This window comes from Micromonospora sp. WMMA2032, assembly GCF_002688545.1.
GTDB classification, from domain to species: Bacteria; Actinomycetota; Actinomycetes; order Mycobacteriales; family Micromonosporaceae; genus Micromonospora; species Micromonospora sediminicola.
The window spans coordinates 980,908-999,639 of record NZ_CP024052.1 but is presented as its reverse complement, the minus strand read 5'-3'; the positions used below and the strand labels follow the sequence as shown (position 1 = coordinate 999,639).

The window sequence follows — 18,732 nt, the reverse complement described above, 5'->3', positions numbered from 1 at the left end:
CGTACCGCGCTCATCGGTTGCTCATCCGGCGCCGCCACGCTGGGCCGGTACGACGAAGGAGAGAGGCACCGAGATGACCACCGCAATCGCAGGATTCGAGTACCAGCGCGTCACCGTCGCCGAGGGCGTGGCGTTGAACGTCGCCGTGGGCGGCTCCGGCAGCCCGGTCGTGCTGCTGCACGGCTTCCCGCAGACCCACCTGATGTGGCGGCACGTCGCCGCCGACCTGGCCGCCGAGCACACCGTGATCTGCCCGGACCTGCGCGGCTACGGCGCCAGCGACAAGCCGGCCGCGCGAGGCGAGGACACGTACGCCAAGCGGACCATGGCCGCCGACGTGGTGGCCCTGGCCCGCGCGCTCGGCCACGACCGGTTCGCGTTGGCCGGGCACGACCGGGGCGCCCTGGTCGCGGTGCGGGCCGGCCTGGACCACCCGGACGTGGTCACCCACCTGGCGTCGCTGGACGTGCTGCCCACCCTCGACATGTGGGACGTGCTGCACGGCGCGTCCGCGTCGGTCGCGTTCCACCTCTACCTGATGGCCCAGCCGCCGGGCCTGCCCGAGCAGATGATCGCGGCGAGCGCGGACGCGTTCTTCGGCCACTTCCTCGACGCCTGGGGCGGCGACCCGGCGGCGATGCCGGCCGACGTGCGCGCCGAGTACCTGCGGGCCTCCCGCGAGGCGGTCGACTCGATCGTGGCCGACTACCGGGCCTCGGCCGGGATCGACGTGACGCACGACCGGGCGGACCGGGACGCCGGCCGGCGGCTGACCATGCCGGTCACCGTGATCCAGCAGGACTGGGGCGCGGCGCTCGGCTACGACGCCGAGGCGGTGTGGCGGGCCTGGGCGCCGCACCTGGAGCACCGCACCACCACGGCCGGGCACTTCCTGGCCGAGTCGGCCCCGGACGAGGTCGTCGCGGCGCTGCGGGCGCTGCTGAAGCGGTAGGCACGGCGGTGCGGGCGCCACGCGGCGCCCGCATCGTCCGCTCAGCCGGCGCGTCGCCGCACCTGCCACCGGCCGAGCGCCGCCAGCAGGCCGGCCGCGCCGAGGTAGAGCGCCAGCTCGATCCACTGGAACGGCCAGAACCGCCGGTTGGGCTGGTAGGCCAGGTCCACGTGCAGGTCGAGTGCGCCGAGGCACACGGCGGTGTCGCCGAACGTGCCGGTGGCGCCGGTGCGGGGCGGGTCGCGGAAGCAGGCCCCGAACGCGGCGTCGGAGAGCTGCCGCCCGTCGGCGGTGCGCAGCGGGCTGATGTCGGTGACCCAGGCGCCCGGCACGTCGAGCCCGCCGACGACCGGGCCGCCGGTGATGCTGCCCAGGTTCCGGGCCCGGTTGACCGCGTCGGCGGTCATCGGCACGGTGACCCGCTCCGGCGGCAGGTAGTGCGGGCGCAGCAGGTTCGGCACCGCGAGCTGCACGGCGATGACCACCAGGAACACCACCGCCATCGCCGGGAGGGTGCGGCGCAGCAGCAGCCCGGTGACCGCGCCGAGGACGAGGGCGAACACTGCGTACCCGACCGGCGCGAGGCCGCGCGCGCCGAACAGCACCGTGCTGAACCGGTCGCCGGCCGCCTGGTCCACCGGGGCCGCCGCCCAGGTGAGCGCCGCGCTGAGCGCCCCGGCGACGAGCGCGGCGGCCAGCCCGGCGACCGCCAGCTTGACGGTGAGCCAGCGGGTGCGCGGCACGCTCTGGTTCCACACCAGCCGGTGGGTGCCGGTCTCCAGCTCCCGGGCGACCAGCGGCGCGCCCCAGAACGCGCCGAGCAGCGCCGGCACCAGCGCGAACCCGCCGGCGAGGAAGAGCATCGTCTGGGCGTACCGGTCGGGTAGCCGGGCCGGGTCGGGGACGGCACGGACGTCCGCGCCGAGGCGCAGCAGCCCGGCGCCGGCGAGGGCCAGCAGGAGCAGGCCGGCGAGGGCCGGGAGGCGGAACTGGCGCAGCGTGAACCGGATCATCGGGTCACCGCCGCGCCCGCCGGGTGGGCGGCCCGGGACAGGTACGCCAGGGCCAGCTCCTCCAGCGGCACCGGCGCGCCGCCGCGTACCGCCGGGCCCCGGACCACGACGCGGCCGGGTTCGGCCCAGACCACCTCGGCCCCGGCGGGCGCGGCGGCGGGGTCGTCGACCCGGTGGTGCGTGGCGAGCAGGTCGGTGACCGGGCCGGCCACCTGCACCCGCCCGTCGCAGAGCACGACCAGGTGGTCGCAGACCTGCCCCACGTCACCCAGCAGGTGCGAGGAGAGCACGGCGGTGGCGCCGAGTTCCCGCACGAAGTCGACCAGACCGCGCAGGAAGTCGCGGCGTGCCAGCGGGTCCAGCGCGGCGGCCGGCTCGTCGAGGACGACCAGCTCGGGGCGTTTCGCGGCGGCGATCGTCAGCGCGAGCTGCGCGCGCTGGCCGCCGGAGAGCCGGCCCGCCTTCTGCCCCGGGTCCAGGCCGGCCTCGGTGATCCGCCGGCGGGCCAGCGCGGCGTCCCAGGACGGGTTCAGCCAGGCACCCATCCGCAGGTGTTCGGCGACGGTCAGGGAGGCGTACACGGGGGTGTCCTGGGCGACGAAGCCGACCCGGGCCAGGTGCGCGGCGTCCGCCGCCGGCGGCGAGCCGAGCACCGACAGCGTGCCCGACGTCGGAGTGATCAGGCCGCAGGCCAGTTGCAGCAGGGTGGACTTGCCGGCGCCGTTGGGGCCGACCAGGCCGACCACGTGTCCGCGCGGGACGCTCAGGTCGCAGTCGGCCAGCGCGGTGCGGCGGCCGTATCGTTTGGTCAGCCGCTCGGCGTGCAGGACGGGTGGTGGGTTCATGCGGCTCATCCTGGGCACGGCGGGGGCGGCCGGCATCGGTCCGGAGCAGGGTCCCGGCCCGCCGGTGACCCTCCTTTCGGCCGGTTCGTGGCGGCCGGCGATCTCCTACCGTGCTGGGCATGGGTGTGCGACGGGTGGCGGCCACGACGGGGCTCGCGGTGGCGTTGGTCGCCGCGATCGGTGTCCAGGCGGTGGCGATCGCCGCGAGTTGGGGCCTGCGGTACTGGCTCGTCGGCGGCGCCGCCGCCGTCGTGGTCGGCGCGCTGGCTCTGGTCCGCCGCCGGCAGCCGGCGTGGACGGCGGCGGCCGGACTGGCGGTGACCGGGCTGGCCGTCGCCTCGGCCCGGCTGTTCGAGCTGCCGACCGAGCCCGGCCCGGCGCTGGCGCTGGCGTCGGCGGTCCTGGTCGGCACGGCGGTGCGCGTGCTCGCGCCGGCGCCCGCCGCCGTGGTCGCCGGGGCAGGGCTGGCGGTGGTCGTCGGCGCGTGGTTCGCGATGCGGTCCGGTGCGGGCGGGTCCGGCGTGGTCGCCGTGTACTCGCTGGCCTGGCTCGTCGGCGTCGCGGCCGGGCTCGCGGCTCGGCTGCGGGACGAGCGGGCCCGGGCCGCGGCCGAGCGGGTACGCCGGGACGAACGGCGGGAGCTGGCCCGGGAGCTGCACGACGTGGTGGCCCACCACGTGACCGGCATGGTGGTGCAGGCGCAGGCCGCGAACCTGGTCGCCCGGCGGGACGCGGCGCGGGCGACCGAGTCGCTGGCCGGCATCGAGTCCGCCGGCGGCGAGGCGCTGCGGGCCATGCGCCGCCTGGTCGGGCTGCTGCGCGACACCGAGGACGGACCGCCCGCCTCGGCCGGGCCGGAGCGGGTCGAGGCGCTGGTCGACCGCTTCGGCCGGCAGGGGCCGCCGGTGCGGCTGCGCCTGCCCGACCCGGAGCCGTCCTGGCCGCCGGAGATCACCAGCAGTGTCTACCGGGTGGTCCGGGAGGCCCTGACGAACGTGGCCCGGCACGCCCCGCACGCGCGGACGGTGACCGTCACCGTGGACGAGGAGCCCGCCGGCGTCGTGGTCGAGGTGACCGACGACGGGCCGCCGGCGCCGGCGGCCCACCGGGGCGGCTACGGGCTCATCGGCATGCGGGAGCGGGTCGAGGCGCTGGGCGGCACGCTGCGCGCCGGCCCCGGCCCGGCCGGCGGCTGGTCGGTGCGGGCCGTCCTGCCGCCGCGCGACGGGCGGTCCGCGTGACCATCCGGGTGCTGCTCGCCGACGACCAGGCGATGATCCGGGGTGGGCTGCGGCTGATCCTGGAGGACCAGCCGGACATCGTCGTGGTCGCCGAGGCCGCCGACGGCGTGGACGCGATCGCGCAGGCTCGCCGGCTGCGTCCCGACGTGTGCCTGGTGGACATCCGGATGCCCAGGCTGGACGGTCTCCAGGTGACCCGGGCCCTGGCCGGGCCGGGTGTGGTCGACCCGCTGCGGGTCGTCGTGGTGACCACGTTCGACCTCGACGAGTACGTCTACGGCGCGCTGCGCGGCGGCGCGGCCGGGTTCCTGCTCAAGGACGCCGGTCCGGCGCTGCTGGTCGAGGCGGTCCGCGCCGCCCACCAGGGCGACGCGCTGGTGTCGCCGTCGGTGACGGTGCGGCTGCTGCGGCACCTGGCCCCGCCCGCGCCGAAGCCCGACGCGCGGCTGCCGGCGCTGTCCGCCCGGGAGGTGGAGGTGGTGCGGGAGATCGCCCGGGGCCGGACCAACCTGGAGATCGGCGCCGAGCTGTTCATCTCGCTGAGCACGGTCAAGAGCCACGTGTCGACGGTGCAGACCAAGCTCGGTCTGCGCAACCGCACCGAGATCGCGGTGTGGGCCTGGGAGCACCGCGTCGTCGAGTGACCGGCACCGCTGGCGGACGCACTACCGTACGTTGTACGTTAGTGCGGCTGTCGACGGAGGGGGCACACGGTGGAGCACGCCATCATCACGGAGGGCCTGCGCAAGCGGTACGGCGACACGGCCGCGCTGGACGGGTTCGACCTGCGGGTGCCGCCCGGCACGGTCTGCGGGCTGCTGGGCCCCAACGGTGCCGGCAAGACCACGGCGGTGCGGACCCTGGCGACCCTGCTGCGCGTCGAGGCCGGGCGGGCCGAGGTCGCCGGCTTCGACGTGGCCCGCCGGCCCGACCAGGTGCGCTACCGCATCGGCCTGGTCGGGCAGCACCCGGCCGTGGACGAGGTGCTCACCGGCCGGCAGAACCTGGTGATCTTCGGCCGGCTGTTCCACCTCGGCCGGGCCCGCGCCCGCGCCCGCGCCGCCGAGCTGCTGGACCGGTTCGGGCTCACCGACGCCGGCGACCGACCCGTCCGCACCTACTCCGGCGGCATGCGCCGTCGCCTCGACCTGGCCGCCGGCATGATCCTCGCGCCGTCGGTGCTCTTCCTCGACGAGCCGACCACCGGGCTGGACCCGCGCGGGCGCAACGAGGTGTGGGAGGCGGTCCGGGACCTGGTCCGGGCCGGCACCACCGTGCTGCTCACCACGCAGTACCTCGACGAGGCCGACCAGCTCGCCGACCGCATCTGCGTCCTCGACGCCGGGCGGGTCGTCGCCGAGGGCACCCCGGACGCGCTCAAGTCCCGCCTCGGCGGCGACCGGATCGACCTGGTCGTCCGCGACGCCGGCGACCTCGCCACCGCCGCCGAGCGGCTGCGCCGGGTGGCCACCACCGAGCCGGACGTCGACCCCGACCGGCGCGCCGTCTGCGCCCAGGTCGACGACCGGGCCGGCGCGCTGACCGAGGTGCTGCGGGCGCTCGACGCCGACGGGGTGAGCGTGGCTGACGTGACGCTGCGCCGCCCCACCCTCGACGAGGTCTTCCTCCGGCTCACCGGCCGGCCCGCGTCGGAGCCCGACCAGACCGAGGAGGTGCCCGCGTGAGCAGCGCGACCCTGCCCGCCGGCGGCGACCTGCGCCCGGGACGGCCGTCCCTGGCCGGCGACAGCCTGACGCTGACCCTGCGCGCCCTGGCGCAGTGGCGCCGCGACCCCGGCCCGCTGCTCGGCGCGCTGGCCTTCAACGTGCTCATCCTGCTGATGTTCGCCTACCTGTTCGGCGGCGCGCTCCAGGTGCCCGGCGGCGGCGACTACCGGGAGTTCCTGTTGCCCGGCATGTTCGCCATGACCATGCTGTTCGGCATCAGCCAGACCACCGTGGCGGTCTCCGCCGACGCCGAACGCGGGGTCACCGACCGGCTCCGCTCGATGCCGGTGTCCCGGCTGGCCCCGCTGGTCGGGCGGGCCGCCGCCGACATGCTGTTCGCGGTGGTGACCCTCGGCGTCATGCTGCTCGCCGGCCTGGCCGTCGGCTGGCGGGCACACGGCGGGCCCGGGGACACGCTCGCCGCGCTCGGGCTCGTCCTGCTGCTGCGCTTCGCGCTGGCCTGGGTGGGCATCTACCTCGGCCTGGTGACGAAGGGGCCGGGCGCGGTCACCGCCGTGCAGACCCTGGAGTTCCCGCTCGGCTTCCTGTCCAGCGCGTTCGTGGCGCCGTCCACCATGCCCGGCTGGCTCGGCGCGGTCGCCGAGTGGAACCCGCTGTCGGCGACCGTGGGCGCCACCCGCGCGCTGTTCGGCAACCCCGGCTGGGGCGGCGACTCGTGGGTGACCGCGCACCACCCGCTGCTGGCGGTGCTCTGGCCGCTGGCCCTGATCGCCGTGTTCCTGCCGCTGTCGCTGCGGCGCTACCGCGCGCTGGGCGGCTGAACGTGACGGTGACTCCGCAGGCGGACCTCGGGCGGTGCGGGATCGTCCTCCTGCCGGCCGACCCGCCCCGCGCCGGCACGCTCGCCTGCTACGACCCGGGCGGCGACGCCCTGCCGCAGGCGTACGACGCGCTGGGGGAGCGGCGGGAGCTGACCCTCGTGCTGCCGCTGGACGGCCCGGTGGAGGCCTGGCACGTGCCGGTCGTCGCGGTGCCGGTGGGCGCGGCGCTGTCCCGGCTGGTCGCGCCGCGCCCCGACGGGGACGCCACGCCCGCCGCCGCGTTCTGGTGCGCGGCGGCGCGCACCGGCCTGCACCTGGTCGCCCGGGGCCGGCTGCTGCCCGGCGTGTCCCCGGACGGCCACGACGCCTGGCGGGTGGGCCCGTTCGACGCCGCCGACGTCGAACGGATCCGCGCGCTCGCCGCCGCGATGCCGGCCGCGGCCCGCGCCGCGCCGGTCGACCCGGACGCGGAGAAGCTCCTGCTGCCCGACGCGGAGGACCTGGTCCGGGCGTTCCTCGACGCGGTCGCCGACACGCTCGCGCGGACCCCGGACGGCGCCGGCCGGTTCGCCGGGCCGGAACCGGTCGGGTCGGCCGAGCTGCGCGACTGGGCGCGGGAGCTCTCCGCCGGGGTGGACACCGGCCTGCGCGCGGCGCTGCGCCTGGCCGGGCCGGCCGACCCGGACGGCGCGCTCACCGCCGTCGTGCGCATGCGCAGCCTCGCCGATCCCACGCTGGTGGTCGACGCGGCGGCGCTCTGGGCCGGCGACGACCACCCGCTCGGGGAGACCGCCACGGTCGAGGCGATGCGCGCGGTACGCCGGGCGGCGGCGGTGTGGACGCCGCTGCAGCGGCTGCTCGACCGGGCCGACCCGGTCACGCTGCCGCTGCTCGACGAGGACGTCGCCGACCTGCTCGACGGCGCCGGGGCGCACCTCGACGCGGCCGGCGTCGACGTCGCGTGGCCGGACGCGCTGCACCGCGACCTGCGCGCCCGGGCGCTGGTCACGACACCGCCACAGCCGCCCGTGGACGTGGCCGGGCACCTCCGGTCGGCCGCGCCGATGCCGCTGAGCTGGCAGCTCACGCTGGCCGGCGAGCCGCTGACCGACGCCGAGACGGCGCAGGTGGCCACCGGACGGCCGGTCCGCCGGCTGCGCGGCCGGTGGGTGGCGGTCCCGCCGGAGCTGGCCCGCCGGGCCCGGGACCGCTCGCTACCGCCGCTGCGTGGCTACGACGCGCTGGCCGCCGCGCTGATCGGCAGCACGGAGGTGGCGGGGGAGCGGGTCGAGGTGGTCGCCGACGGCTGGCTGGCCGCACTGCGGAACCGGATCGCCGAGCCCGACGGCGGCGACGAGCCGCTGGCCGCGCCGCCCGGACTGGCCGGCACGCTGCGCGCCTACCAGCTGCGCGGGCTGCGCTGGCTGGACCGGATGACCGCGCTCGGCCTCGGCGGCTGCCTCGCCGACGACATGGGCCTCGGCAAGACCGTCACGGTGGTCGCCCTGCACCTGCGCCGGCGCTCCGGGCCGACCCTGGTGGTCTGCCCCGCCTCCGTGCTCGGCAACTGGGAGCGGGAGATCCGACGGTTCGCCCCGGGCGTGCCGGTGCGCCGGTTCCACGGTGCCGCGCGCACCCTCGACGGGGTCGCCGACGGGTTCGTGGTGACCAGCTACGGCACCCTGCGGCGGGACGCCGCGACGCTGGCCGCACGACGGTGGGACCTGGTCGTCGCCGACGAGGCCCAGTACGTCAAGAACCGGCTCAGCGACACCGCGGGCGCGCTGCGCGAGATCCCGGCCGAGACCCGGGTCGCGCTCACCGGCACACCGGTGGAGAACGACCTACCGGACCTGTGGGCGCTGCTCGACTGGACCACCCCGGGCCTGCTCGGCGCCGCCGGGGCGTTCCGCGCCCGCTGGGCGCGCCCGATCGGGACCGACCGCGACCCGGCCGCGCTGGACCGGCTGTCCCGCCTGGTCCGCCCGTTCCTGCTGCGCCGGCGCAAGTCCGATCCCGGCATCGCGCCGGAGCTGCCGCCGAGGACCGTGACCGACCATCCGGTGCCGCTCACCGACGAGCAGGCGGCGCTCTACCGGCGGGTCGTCGAAGAGGTGATGGCGGAGATCCGGGACGCCACCGGCGTGACCCGCCGGGGCCGGGTGCTCAAGCTGCTCGTCGCGCTCAAGCAGGTGTGCAACCACCCCGCGCACTACCTGGGCGAGGTCGACGGCCCGCTCACCGGGCGCTCGGAGAAGCTGCAACTCCTCGACGACCTGCTGGGGACCGTCCTGGCCGGGGACGGCGCGGTGCTGGTCTTCACCCAGTACGTGCGGATGGCCCGGCTGCTGGAACGGCACCTCGCCGCGCGGGGCGTGCCCGCGCAGTTGCTGCACGGCGGCACCCCGGTCGCCGGGCGGGAGGAGATGGTGCGCCGCTTCCAGGCCGGCGACGTCCCGGTGTTCCTGCTCTCGCTGCGGGCGGCCGGCACCGGCCTGAACCTGACCCGGGCCGACCACGTGGTGCACTACGACAGGTGGTGGAACCCGGCGGTGGAGGAACAGGCCACCGACCGCGCCCACCGCATCGGGCAGACCCGCCCGGTGCAGGTGCACCGGCTGATCGCCCAGGGCACGCTGGAGGAGCGGATCGCCGCCCTGCTGGAGTCCAAGCGGGAACTCGCCGACGCGGTGCTCACCGGCGGCGAGACCGCCCTGACCGAGCTGTCCGACGCCGACCTGTTCCGGCTGGTGCGGCTGGAGGAGACGGCATGAGCGGCGAGGACGAGCCGGCCCGCAGCTTCCCCGCGTTCGGGCCCGGGCGGCGCATCGGACGCCGGTTCGCCGACACCTGGTGGGGCAACGCGTGGATCGAGTCGATGGAGCACGCCGCGCTCGACCCGGCGCAGCTCGCCCGGGGTCGGCGGTACGCCTTCGCCGGCCAGGTCGGACCGATCACGGTCAGCCCGGGCCGGATCGGCGCGGCGGTCCACGACGGCGACCCGGAGCACCCGTACGACACGGTGGTGCGGCTGCGTGCCCTCACCGACGCCCAGTGGGACCGCCTGCTGGACGCGGTGGCCGCCCGTGCCGGGCACATCGCCGCGCTGCTCGACCGGGACATGCCGCACGACCTGGTGGACACCGCCGACACCGTCGGGGTGCGGCTGCTGCCCGGGCACGGCGACCTGGACCCGGAGTGCGACTGCCCGTCCTGGGACCACCCCTGCCGGCACGCCGCCGCGCTGTCCTACCAGGCGGCCTGGCTGCTGGACCGGGACCCGTTCGTGCTGCTGCTGGCCCGGGGCCGGGCCGAGCCGGACCTGGTCGAGGAGTTGCGCGGCCGCAACGCCCGCCGGACCGTCACCGCCGCCGGCCCGGACGGGGCCCCCGGCGTGCCGGCCGCGCAGGCGTACGCGGCCGGGCCCGCCGCCCTGCCCGGCCCGCCGGCGGCGGTGACCGGCCCGCCGCTCGACCTCGCGCCGCTGCTGGCCGGGCACGACGCGCCCGGGGTCGACGCCGCCGCGCTGGCGGCCCTGGCCGCCGACGCCGCACGACGGGCCCGCCGGCTGCTCGCCGGTGACCCGGCGGACCCGTGACCGGTCGTCCTCAGCCGGTGAGCACGACCAGCTCGCGGGTGGCGCGGGTCATCGCCACGTAGCGGTCCACCGCCCCCTCGACGCCGTCGCCGAACGCCGCCGGGTCGACCAGCACCACCAGGTCGAACTCCAGCCCCTTGGCCAGCTCCGGGCTCAGCGACCGGACCCGGTCCCCGGCCGGGAAGGTCGGGTCGCCGATGACGCACGCGGTCCCCTCGGCGTGCCCGGCGAGCCAGCCGTCGACCACCGCCCGCAGCTGCGACCGGGCGCCGTGGCGCACCGGCACGTCGCCGTCTCGGATGGACGTCGGCACGTTCGCGTCCGGGAGCACGGCCCGGATGACCGGCTCGGCCTCCGCCATCACCTGCGCCGGGGTGCGGTAGTTGACGGTCAGCGTGGCCAGTTCGATCCGGTCGAACCCGACCCGTTCCAGCCGGTCCCGCCACGACTCGGCGAACCCGTGCCGGGCCTGGGCGCGGTCCCCGACGACGGTGAAGCTGCGCGACGGGCAGCGGGACAGCAGCATCTGCCACTCGGCGTCGGTCAGCTCCTGCGCCTCGTCCACCACGACGTGCGCGAACGGACCGGCCAGCAGGTCCGGGTCGACGACGGTCAACGCGCTCTCGTCGACCAGGCTGGTCCGCATGTCCTCGCCGCGCAGCATGGTCATCAGGCCCTCGCCGTCGTCGTAGGCGTGCGTGGCGATCAGCGCGTCGACGACCGTGTCCATCTGCTCCCGCTGCGCGGCGAGGACGGCCTCGTCGCGTCGTCGCCGCCGGGACGCCTCCGGGTCGCCGACCCGCCGCCGGGCCGCGTCTAGCAGCGGCAGGTCGGCCACCGTCCACGCGCGGGCGTCGGCGCGCCGCAGCGCCCGGATCTCCTCCACGTCCAGCCACGGGGCGCATCGGCGCAGGTAGGCGGGCACCGACCAGAGGTCCGCGACCACGTCGGTCGGGTCGAGCAATGGCCACGCCCGGCCGAACGCGGTGACCAGGTCCCGGTTGGTCGCCAGCGACCGGCGCAGCACGCCCTCCGGCTCGTCGCCGTCGTACTTCTCCAGCAGGATCGTGACCAGTTCCGCCCACACCTCGTCGCGCGCCTCGTTGTGCGGGGCGCCGGGCCCGGCCGCCTCGAACGCCCGCGCCCAGTCGTCGGCGGTCAGCCGCAGGTCGCCGTCCTCGGTGGCGACCGTCGTCCCGGTCGTGGGCGGTTCCTCGTAGAACCGCACCGCCGCGTCGACCGCCCGCACCAGGTCCGCCGACGACTTCAGCCGGGCCACCTCCGGGTCGGTCTCAGCGGCCGCCGTCGCGCCCTCCGGCACCAGGTCGCGCAGCGTGCAGATCTGCACCTCCTCCTCGCCGAGGCTGGGCAGCACGTCGGAGACGTAGGCCAGGTACGGCTGGTGCGGGCCCACCACCAGCACCCCGCCCCGACGCTCGCCGAGCCGGGGGTCGGCGTGCAGCAGGTACGCGGTGCGGTGCAGCGCCACCACCGTCTTGCCGGTGCCCGGCCCGCCGTCGACGACCAGCGCGCCCCGGGAGCCGGCCCGGATGATGGCGTCCTGGTCGGCCTGGATGGTGCCGAGCACGTCGCGCATCCGGGGCGAGCGGGTGGCCCCCAGGCTGGCGATGAACGCGGACTGGTCGTCGAGGGCGGCGTGGTCGGCGAGCCCGTCGGCGGTGAACACCTCGTCCCAGTAGTCGGTGATCCGGCCGCGGGTCCAGCGGTAGCGGCGGCGGCTGGCCAGGCCCATCGGGTCGGCGTGGGTGGCGCCGAAGAACGGCTCGGCGGCCGGCGAGCGCCAGTCGAGCAGCAGCCGGCCGCCGGTGCCGTCGGTGAGGCCGAGCCGCCCCACGTACACCGGCTCCGTGCCGTCCGCGCCGACCATCCGGCCGAGGCAGAGGTCCAGGCCGTAGCGGCGTAGGGTGCGCAGGCGCGCGGTCGTCCGGCGGATCTCCTGGTCCCGGTCGACGGCCTGCCGGCCCTTGCCGCCGGCGGCCCGGCGGGTGGCGTCGAGCCGGTCGGACAGCTCGGCGATCGACCGGCTCAGGTGTTCCGCGAGGGCCGCGAAGTGCCGCTCGTCCGCGGCGACCAACGCCGGGTCGGCCTTCGCGCGGAGGCGGTCGGGAAGATCGAAAACGCTGGTGGTGGGCGGGTTCAACTCGTCGGCTCCGATCTGTGGCGCATCCGCCCCCGCCGGTACGCGGGCACGGTCGTACCTCCGCTCTTCGCGGCTTTTCCAATTCGTCGGGAACGTGGCTTCGGCCGGCAATTCTGCGCCACCACCCGGGGCTTGCCGCAAGACCCCGGGTGCGCTATATGTTGGTAGTGGCGGGAGATCCCGCCATTCTTTTTGCCCGAACAATTCTTGTTTCCCGTTCCCGGCCGCCGCGGCCCACGTCGCGGCACGTCCGGGCCGGTACGATGGCGACACCATGTCGAAGGAGCGCAGGCGCAAGGCCGACCCCGCCCGTAGCCTGGCCCTCCTCTGGCGCACCAGGGAGCCGGCGAGCCGGGGCGCCGGGCCCGGTCTGAGCGTCGACCGGATCGTGCGGACGGCCGTCGAGATCGCCGACGCCGAGGGCATCGACGCGCTCACCATGCGCCGGGTCAGCGAGGCGCTCGGTGTCGGCACCATGTCGGTCTACACCTACGTGCCCGGCAAGGCCGAACTGCTCGACGTCATGGTCGACGCCGTCCTCGGCGACCTGCCCCGCCCGGCCGACGTGCCCGGCGGCTGGCGCGGGCGGCTGGAACGGATCGCCCGGGACAATCTGGCGCTCTACCGCGCCCACCCGTGGCTGCTGCGCGCCGAGACCACCCGGCCGGTGCTCGGCCCGAACGTGCTCGCCAAGTACGACTACGAGCTGCACGCGGTGGCCGACATCGGGCTCGACGACGTGGAGATGGACGCGGTGCTCACGCTCGTGCTCGGGCACGCGAAGAGCGCGGCGCGGGCCGCGCTCGACGTGGTCGAGCTGGAGCGGGAGACCGGGATGACCGACGACCAGTGGTGGCAGACGCACGGACCGTGGCTGGAGAAGTTCATGACCTCGGGCAGCTATCCGCTGGCCGCCCGGGTGGGCACGGCCGCGGGCATGGCGCACGGCGCCGCGTACGGGCCGGACCACGCGTTCGAGTTCGGTCTCCAACGGGTGCTCGACGGCATCTCGGTGGTGGTCGCCGAGCGGATCGGCGACGCCTAGGGTGGTCGCGTGATCACCTGCGTCGTGCACTACACCATCGATCCCGCCCGGATCGAGGCGTTCGAACGGTTCGCCCGCGCCTGGATGCGGCTGGTGGCGCGGCACGGCGGCGTGCACCACGGCTACTTCCTGCCCGCCGAGGGGGCGAGCGACCGGGCCGAGGCGTTGTTCAGCTTCGAGAGCCTGGCCGCGTACGAGCGCTACCGTGCCCGGTTCGGGGAGGACCCGGAGTTCGTCGCGGCAGACCGGATCCGCGACGAGTCGGGTTGCGTGCTGCGCTACGACCGCACGTTCATGCGTCCGCTCCTGCCGACGGACTGAGCAGCACCGGGCATCAGGTCTCGTCCGCGCGCCCGGCCTCCGCCGGCTCCGCGCCCGGCTTCCGCCAGGTGAGGCAGACCTTCAGGTTGCCCTCGGCGGCGGTCCTGGCGATCACCGCCCCGGCCTCGGTGGTCAGCTTGACGCCGAACTCCAGCGCGATCTCGTCGGGTTGGGCGTCCATCTCGCGGAACCGGGCCAGCGCCACCGAGGCCGCGGTGCGGACGTGCCGGAGAGCGGCGCCGAACGAGGCGGTGGCGGCCTCCACCACGTCCCCGGACCGGGACACCGGCGAGATGTCGGGGCCGTCGGTGGCCACCTCCACCAGCACGAAGTCCGCTCCGTCCAGGTCGAACCGTTTCAGCTCGGACACAGATCCTCCTGATAGGCGTCCCGCGGCACGAGGGGGCGTACCGCGTCGTCGGTGTTCGGGTCGGCCAGCAGGGCGCAGAGCCGCGGCATCACGTCCGCCGCCGAATCGGTGAGCCGGGCCCGGTACCTCTCGCCCAGCCGGCGCAGCGGCGGCGGTTTCCCGGCCGCCGGCAGCACCACGCCGACCGTGGTGGTGTGGATCAACGCGAAGGCCCCGTCGGCCGCCCGCCCCAGCGGCACGGCCGCCCGCCACCCGTCGGCGTACCGGTGGGAGTCGGCGGCGCGGACGCCGTCGGGCAGCGACCAGAGGGTCAGCCGGGACGCCGTGTCAACCAGGTGGGTGATGGTGGTGTCGGTGGCGTTGAAGACGCCGGGTTGCCAGGAGAGCGCCAGGGTCGACCCGGTGGCGTCCAGCGCGATGGAGCCGTTGCGTTCCTCGTCGCGCAGGGTGAGCGCGGGGGTGACCGGGCGCCGCGAGGAAGCGTCGAGGACGGTCACCCGGGCACGGTCGCCGCCGCGGTCGCGGACCGTGGCGGCGACCGTGCGCCAGTCCGCGCTCATCGCCACGTCGCTGATGCCGTCGACCAGCACCTGGCGGGTGGCGGCGCCGGTGAGCGTGACGGCGGACAGCACGGTCCGGGTGCCGAACGCACCAGAGTCGTCGGTGGGCAGCTCGATCAGCAGGGCGTCCCGGCCGCCCGGGCCGAGCCACAGACGTCCGATCAGGCTGCGCCACGGCAGGGTGGACCGACCCAGTTCGGCGCCGGTGTCCACGTCCCACAGCACGACCGTGTTCCGTGTCCAGTCGGTTTCGCCCGGCGCGGCGCCCGACACCAGCACGGCCATCGTCCGGCCGGTCGGATCGATGCTCAGGTCGCGGATCCGCGACGCGGCGCCGAGGCCGCCCAGGACCACCGCGCTGTGCACCCGCCGCTGCCGCACGTCGTAGACGACGAGACACGTCAACACCTGACTGAGCGACGTCGGGCGGCAGGTCGGGTAGTCGGCCGGGTCGGGCTTCGGCAGCCCTTCCGCGTCCACCGCAGCGTCGGTGCGCAGGGTCGGCAGCACCGACTGAACGAAGGCCACCCGGTTGCCGTCACGGCTGACGGTCGGCTGCATGGTGGTGACGTTTCCGGCCGACAGCCGGGTGAGCGCGCCGTCGCGCCGGACCCGGTCGGTGAGGTCCCACAGCGCGGGCCGGCCGGCGGCGTCGAGGGTGACCAGCGCTCGACCGTCGCCGCTGACCTGCTGCGACAGATCGGTGCCGAACCAGTCGCCCCGGGGTGGCTCGGGCGTCGCGGCCGACGGCGTCGGTTCCGGCGCCCGGCCGACCCCGCCCTCGTAGCTCGGCACCAGCGCGTCGACGCCGTCGTAGCGGTCGGGCAGCCCCAGGCCGAAATCCAGGTCCGGGTCGGTGCGCCACGCCCGCAGGGCCAGCTGGCGGGCGCCGTAGCTGTCGGTCGCCGACCGGGCGGCGGCCTTCGCGGCCAGGTCCTCGGCGGCGATCTCCGCGCGCTGCTCGGCGGTGCTGCGCCAGGTGGTCGTGACCACCCCGAGCGCCACGGCCAGCGTCACCCCGACCGCGACGACCCGCTGTCGGCGTCGTCGCCGGCTGCCGGTGACGAACCCCCGCTCGGCGACGGTCATCTGGTCGCCGTGCGTGGCCGTCCACCGGCCGGCCTCGCGCAGGTCCGCGCCGGTCAGCCACCGCCGCGCCGTCCCGTCGCCGGACGTGCCGGCCATCCGCAGCCGGAGCAGGTCCTGCCAGATGCGGAACTCCCGGTGGCGCTCGACCAGCGCGCGCAGCCGGGCCCAGCGGCTGACCAGCGACTCGTGGGCCAGCTCGACGCCGGGCACGGTGCCGGCCGCGCGCAGCACCAGCAGCCGGGTCGTCGCCAGTCGCTGGGCGACGGCCAGCCGCGCGTCGTCCAGGTCGGCCAGGACGGCGGTACGGCGCACCGACAGGTTCGACTCCGGCAGCGGTCGGGTGAGCTGCACGAGCAGCCGTTCCGCCGCGGCCCGGGCGGGTGGGTCGAGGGCCTCCCACACCCGTTCGGCGTAGTCGGCCAGCGCCCCGCGCACGCCGCCCAGCGCGTCGTACGCCTGGTGGGTGAGCGCGCCCGCCCGGCGACGCTGCCACAGCTCGGTGAGGGTGAACTGCACCAGCGGCAGCGGGTTCGGCGCGTCGCGGACGTCCTCGACGATGCGGTCGACCAGGCCGGGCTCGACGCCGATCGTGCCGACCCGGGCCAGCGGTCCCTCGATCACCTCCCGCAGCTGCTCGGGGGTGAGTTCGGCGATCGTCGCCGGCAGCCAGCCGGCGGCCAGCTCCGCCATGGCCGGGTCGCGCAGGCAGGAGCCGAGGAAGGTGTCCTGCATCGCCAGCACGACCGACACCCGCGCGGCCGGCCGCAGGGCGGTGCGCAGCACCTCGACCAGCGCCCGCCGGGCCGGCGCCGGCTGGGTGAACACCTCCTCGAACTGGTCCACGACCAGCACCAGGCGGTCCACGCCGGCGGCGGCCGACACCGCCGCCAGCGCGTCGACGGGGTGCCGCGCCAGCGCGGTCGCGAGACCCGTGGCCCGGTCGAGCCGCCCGGCGGGGCTCGGATCGGCGTCGGTGAGCCGGTCGAGCGCCAGCGCGAGCGCGAGCAACGGCGTGTCCGCGTCGCCGGGGCGCAGCACGGCGACGCCGAGGCGCGGCCGGTCACGCAGCCGGGGCAGGACCCCGGCGTGCAGCAGCGACGACTTGCCCACGCCGGACGGACCGACCAGGCAGAGCACGCGGACGCTCGTCGCCTGCTCGGCCAACCGGCGTGCCTGCTCGGTGCGGCCGAAGAACAGGTCGGCGTCCTGTTCGCCGAAGGCCCGCAGACCGCGGAACGGGTTGTCGCTCTCGGCCGACCGGGCCAGCTCGGGCCAGACCGGCAGGATCCGGTCGGTGGGCACCAGGTAGCCGATGCGCGGCGCCGCTCCGGTGACCTTCCGGACCACCATGCCCACGACGGCGTCGACCTCGGTGTCCCACACCGGCGAGCCGGAGAAGCCCCGGTCCAGGGTGGAGGGACGCCGGTCGTCGCTGAGGATCTCCACCCAGCCGGTGGCGACGCTGCCTCCGGTGCGTCCGTACACCCAGCTGCCGAGTTCCAGCCTGGGCGGGAAGCCGACCATCACGAGCTGCGCGTCGGACAGCGCGCGGTGCCGGGCGAAGGAGAGCGGCCGGGCCTGCTCGGGCGGGGGATCGAGCAGGCGGAGACCGGCGACGTCGCCGCTGTCGTCGGCCCCGACGGGCTGCCAGGCGACCACCTCGGCGCGGTGCCGGCGGCCGGGCGCGAGCAGCGGGAAGTCGACCTCGACCTCCCCGGTGAGCGACGGGACGCCGGACGGGCGGCCCAGCGCGTCGGCCACCACGTGCGCCGCGGTGAGCAGGTGCGTCGGCCCGGCGAGGAAGCCCGCACCGACCGGCGCGTCCCCTCGCCAGACGCGGACCAGCGCCGACTCGATCGGCATCTGGCGCGCCTCGCGCACGGTCACGTCGGCCCCCGCGGTCGTCCGTGGCCCGTGCCCCCGTCGGACCCGGATCCATCATGCCCTGTCCACGATCGACGGCGCGACCTCGCGCCGCTCGATCATGGACGGACGCCGGGGCCCGCGGACGCGGCAGCGTAGCGCCGGGCCAGGTGCGCGAAGGCGTCCCGCAGCTCCGGTGGCCCGACCACCTCGATGTCGGCGTCGTAGCGGCCGAACAGCGCGGCCAGGCCGGCCCAGGACCAGCCGCCGAGGACGAGCCGGCAGCGGTCCGGTCCCAGCTCCTCGACCAGGCCGTCACGGGTCCACGCGGACACCACCTTGGCGGGCAGGTCGAGGATCACCTCGCCCCGGCACGGCCAGTCCCCGGGGCCGGTGGCACCGCGGAACCGGCCGGCGACGAACGCCGCCACGTCGCCGCCGGGCAGCTCCCGGGGCGTGAACCGGGGGCCGGTGGGCGTACGCGGGCTGATCCGGTCCACCCGGAACGTGCGCCAGTCGTCGCGGTCCAGGTCCCAGGCGACGAGGTACCAGCGCCCGCTCCAGGTGACCAGGTGGTGCGGTTGCACCCGGCGCGGCGGCGGGTCGTCGGCCGGCTCCGCGGCGGCGCTCCGGTAGTCGAAGCGCAGCACCTCACGGGCGTGGACGGCGGCGCTGAGCGTCATCAGCAGGCCCGGCTCGACCCGGGGCTTCGCCGCGGCGCCGGCGCGCTCCACCGCGACCACCCGCAGGGCGTCCACGCGGTGGCGCAGCCGGGGCGGCATCACCTGCCGCACCGTGGTCAGCGCCCGCGCGGCGGCCTCCTCGATGCCGGTGACCGTGGTCGCCGCGGTCTGCAACGCCACCGTGAGCGCCACCGCCTGCTCGTCGTCGAAGAGCAGCGGCGGCAGCGCCGAGCCGGCGCCCAGCCGGTAGCCGCCGTCCGGGCCCTTGGCGCTGCCGATCGGATAGCCCAGCTCGCGCAGCCGGTCCACGTCGCGGCGCACGGTCCGCGTGCTGACCCCGAGCCGGTCGGCCAGCACCCCGCCCGGCCAGTCCCGACGGGCCTGGAGCAGGGACAGCAGGGCGAGCAGTCGGGCGGACGTCGTCGGCATGTCCCGCATTCTGCCCGCAGAAGCGGACACATCCTGACCGCTACGGCTGCGAC

General features: G+C 76.3%; 15 protein-coding genes. 9 read left to right on the top strand and 6 right to left on the bottom strand.

Going from position 1 to position 18,732, the window contains the following annotated elements:
* The first annotated feature begins 73 nt into the window (after positions 1 to 73).
* Positions 74 to 952, top strand: coding sequence for an alpha/beta fold hydrolase (locus CO540_RS04675; RefSeq protein ID WP_099161053.1), 879 nt, complete (start codon positions 74 to 76; stop codon positions 950 to 952).
* A 41-nt stretch (positions 953 to 993) separates the two neighbouring features.
* Here CO540_RS04675 and CO540_RS04670 read toward each other — a convergent pair whose 3' ends face one another.
* Positions 994 to 1,965, bottom strand: coding sequence for an ABC transporter permease subunit (locus CO540_RS04670; RefSeq protein ID WP_099161052.1), 972 nt, complete (start codon positions 1,963 to 1,965; stop codon positions 994 to 996).
* Entirely contained in the window at positions 1,962 to 2,810 is an 849-nt protein-coding gene (locus tag CO540_RS04665; RefSeq protein ID WP_099161051.1) for an ABC transporter ATP-binding protein, read from the bottom strand. Before CO540_RS04665 ends, CO540_RS04670 begins: the two co-directional genes overlap by 4 nt.
* Before the next feature lie 119 nt (positions 2,811 to 2,929).
* On the opposite strand from CO540_RS04665, the gene CO540_RS04660 reads away from it, so the two are divergent.
* From CO540_RS04660 to CO540_RS04635, 6 genes are all read left to right on the top strand, one after another.
* Positions 2,930 to 4,051, top strand: a complete 1,122-nt coding sequence (locus tag CO540_RS04660) for a sensor histidine kinase (RefSeq protein ID WP_099161050.1) — start codon at positions 2,930 to 2,932, stop codon at positions 4,049 to 4,051.
* Entirely contained in the window at positions 4,048 to 4,695 is a 648-nt protein-coding gene (locus CO540_RS04655; RefSeq protein ID WP_099161049.1) for a response regulator transcription factor, read from the top strand. The genes CO540_RS04660 and CO540_RS04655 overlap by 4 nt, the downstream gene beginning before the upstream one ends.
* Before the next feature lie 69 nt (positions 4,696 to 4,764).
* A complete protein-coding gene (locus CO540_RS04650) occupies positions 4,765 to 5,736 on the top strand; it encodes an ATP-binding cassette domain-containing protein (RefSeq protein WP_099161048.1) in 972 nt (323 codons plus the stop codon).
* Positions 5,733 to 6,560, top strand: coding sequence for an ABC transporter permease (locus tag CO540_RS04645; protein ID WP_253866460.1), 828 nt, complete (start codon positions 5,733 to 5,735; stop codon positions 6,558 to 6,560). The genes CO540_RS04650 and CO540_RS04645 overlap by 4 nt, the downstream gene beginning before the upstream one ends.
* Positions 6,561 to 6,568: 8 nt before the next feature.
* Complete coding sequence (locus tag CO540_RS04640; protein ID WP_216642336.1) at positions 6,569 to 9,334, top strand: DEAD/DEAH box helicase; 2,766 nt, start codon at positions 6,569 to 6,571, stop codon at positions 9,332 to 9,334.
* Entirely contained in the window at positions 9,331 to 10,158 is an 828-nt protein-coding gene (locus tag CO540_RS04635) for an SWIM zinc finger family protein (RefSeq protein ID WP_216642335.1), read from the top strand. Before CO540_RS04640 ends, CO540_RS04635 begins: the two co-directional genes overlap by 4 nt.
* Positions 10,159 to 10,168: 10 nt before the next feature.
* Here the strand turns inward: CO540_RS04635 and helR are convergent, their stop codons facing one another.
* Positions 10,169 to 12,319 (bottom strand): RNA polymerase recycling motor ATPase HelR, encoded by a 2,151-nt coding sequence (helR, locus tag CO540_RS04630; RefSeq protein ID WP_099161046.1) that lies wholly within the window; start codon positions 12,317 to 12,319, stop codon positions 10,169 to 10,171.
* A 274-nt stretch (positions 12,320 to 12,593) separates the two neighbouring features.
* Here helR and CO540_RS04625 point away from each other — a divergent pair, with 274 nt between their 5' ends.
* Together CO540_RS04625 and CO540_RS04620 are read left to right on the top strand one after the other, a co-directional pair.
* Positions 12,594 to 13,364, top strand: coding sequence for a TetR/AcrR family transcriptional regulator (locus CO540_RS04625; protein WP_099161045.1), 771 nt, complete (start codon positions 12,594 to 12,596; stop codon positions 13,362 to 13,364).
* Between the two features lie 9 nt (positions 13,365 to 13,373).
* On the top strand, positions 13,374 to 13,685 hold the full coding sequence (locus CO540_RS04620) for an NIPSNAP family protein (protein ID WP_099161044.1): 312 nt from the start codon (positions 13,374 to 13,376) through the stop codon (positions 13,683 to 13,685).
* A gap of 13 nt (positions 13,686 to 13,698) precedes the next feature.
* Here CO540_RS04620 and CO540_RS04615 read toward each other — a convergent pair whose 3' ends face one another.
* The 3 genes from CO540_RS04615 to CO540_RS04605 all read right to left on the bottom strand — a co-directional run bounded on the left by CO540_RS04615 (position 13,699) and on the right by CO540_RS04605 (position 18,679).
* Entirely contained in the window at positions 13,699 to 14,055 is a 357-nt protein-coding gene (locus CO540_RS04615) for a CU044_2847 family protein (RefSeq protein WP_099161043.1), read from the bottom strand.
* A complete protein-coding gene (locus tag CO540_RS04610; RefSeq protein WP_099161042.1) occupies positions 14,043 to 17,591 on the bottom strand; it encodes a serine protease in 3,549 nt (1,182 codons plus the stop codon). The genes CO540_RS04615 and CO540_RS04610 overlap by 13 nt, the downstream gene beginning before the upstream one ends.
* Positions 17,592 to 17,686: 95 nt before the next feature.
* Positions 17,687 to 18,679 (bottom strand): WYL domain-containing protein, encoded by a 993-nt coding sequence (locus CO540_RS04605; protein WP_172967785.1) that lies wholly within the window; start codon positions 18,677 to 18,679, stop codon positions 17,687 to 17,689.
* Positions 18,680 to 18,732 lie beyond the last annotated feature (53 nt).

Bases quoted from the DNA above. Each gene is read 5' to 3' on its own strand.
- CO540_RS04665 (WP_099161051.1), bottom strand. From the start codon at position 2,810: ATGAACCCACCACCCGTCCTGCACGCCGAGCGGCTGACCAAACGATAC.
- CO540_RS04605 (WP_172967785.1), bottom strand. From the start codon at position 18,679: ATGCCGACGACGTCCGCCCGACTGCTCGCCCTGCTGTCCCTGCTCCAG.
- CO540_RS04625 (WP_099161045.1), top strand. From the start codon at position 12,594: ATGTCGAAGGAGCGCAGGCGCAAGGCCGACCCCGCCCGTAGCCTGGCC.
- CO540_RS04670 (WP_099161052.1), bottom strand. From the start codon at position 1,965: ATGATCCGGTTCACGCTGCGCCAGTTCCGCCTCCCGGCCCTCGCCGGC.
- CO540_RS04675 (WP_099161053.1), top strand. From the start codon at position 74: ATGACCACCGCAATCGCAGGATTCGAGTACCAGCGCGTCACCGTCGCC.
- CO540_RS04635 (WP_216642335.1), top strand. From the start codon at position 9,331: ATGAGCGGCGAGGACGAGCCGGCCCGCAGCTTCCCCGCGTTCGGGCCC.
- CO540_RS04660 (WP_099161050.1), top strand. From the start codon at position 2,930: ATGGGTGTGCGACGGGTGGCGGCCACGACGGGGCTCGCGGTGGCGTTG.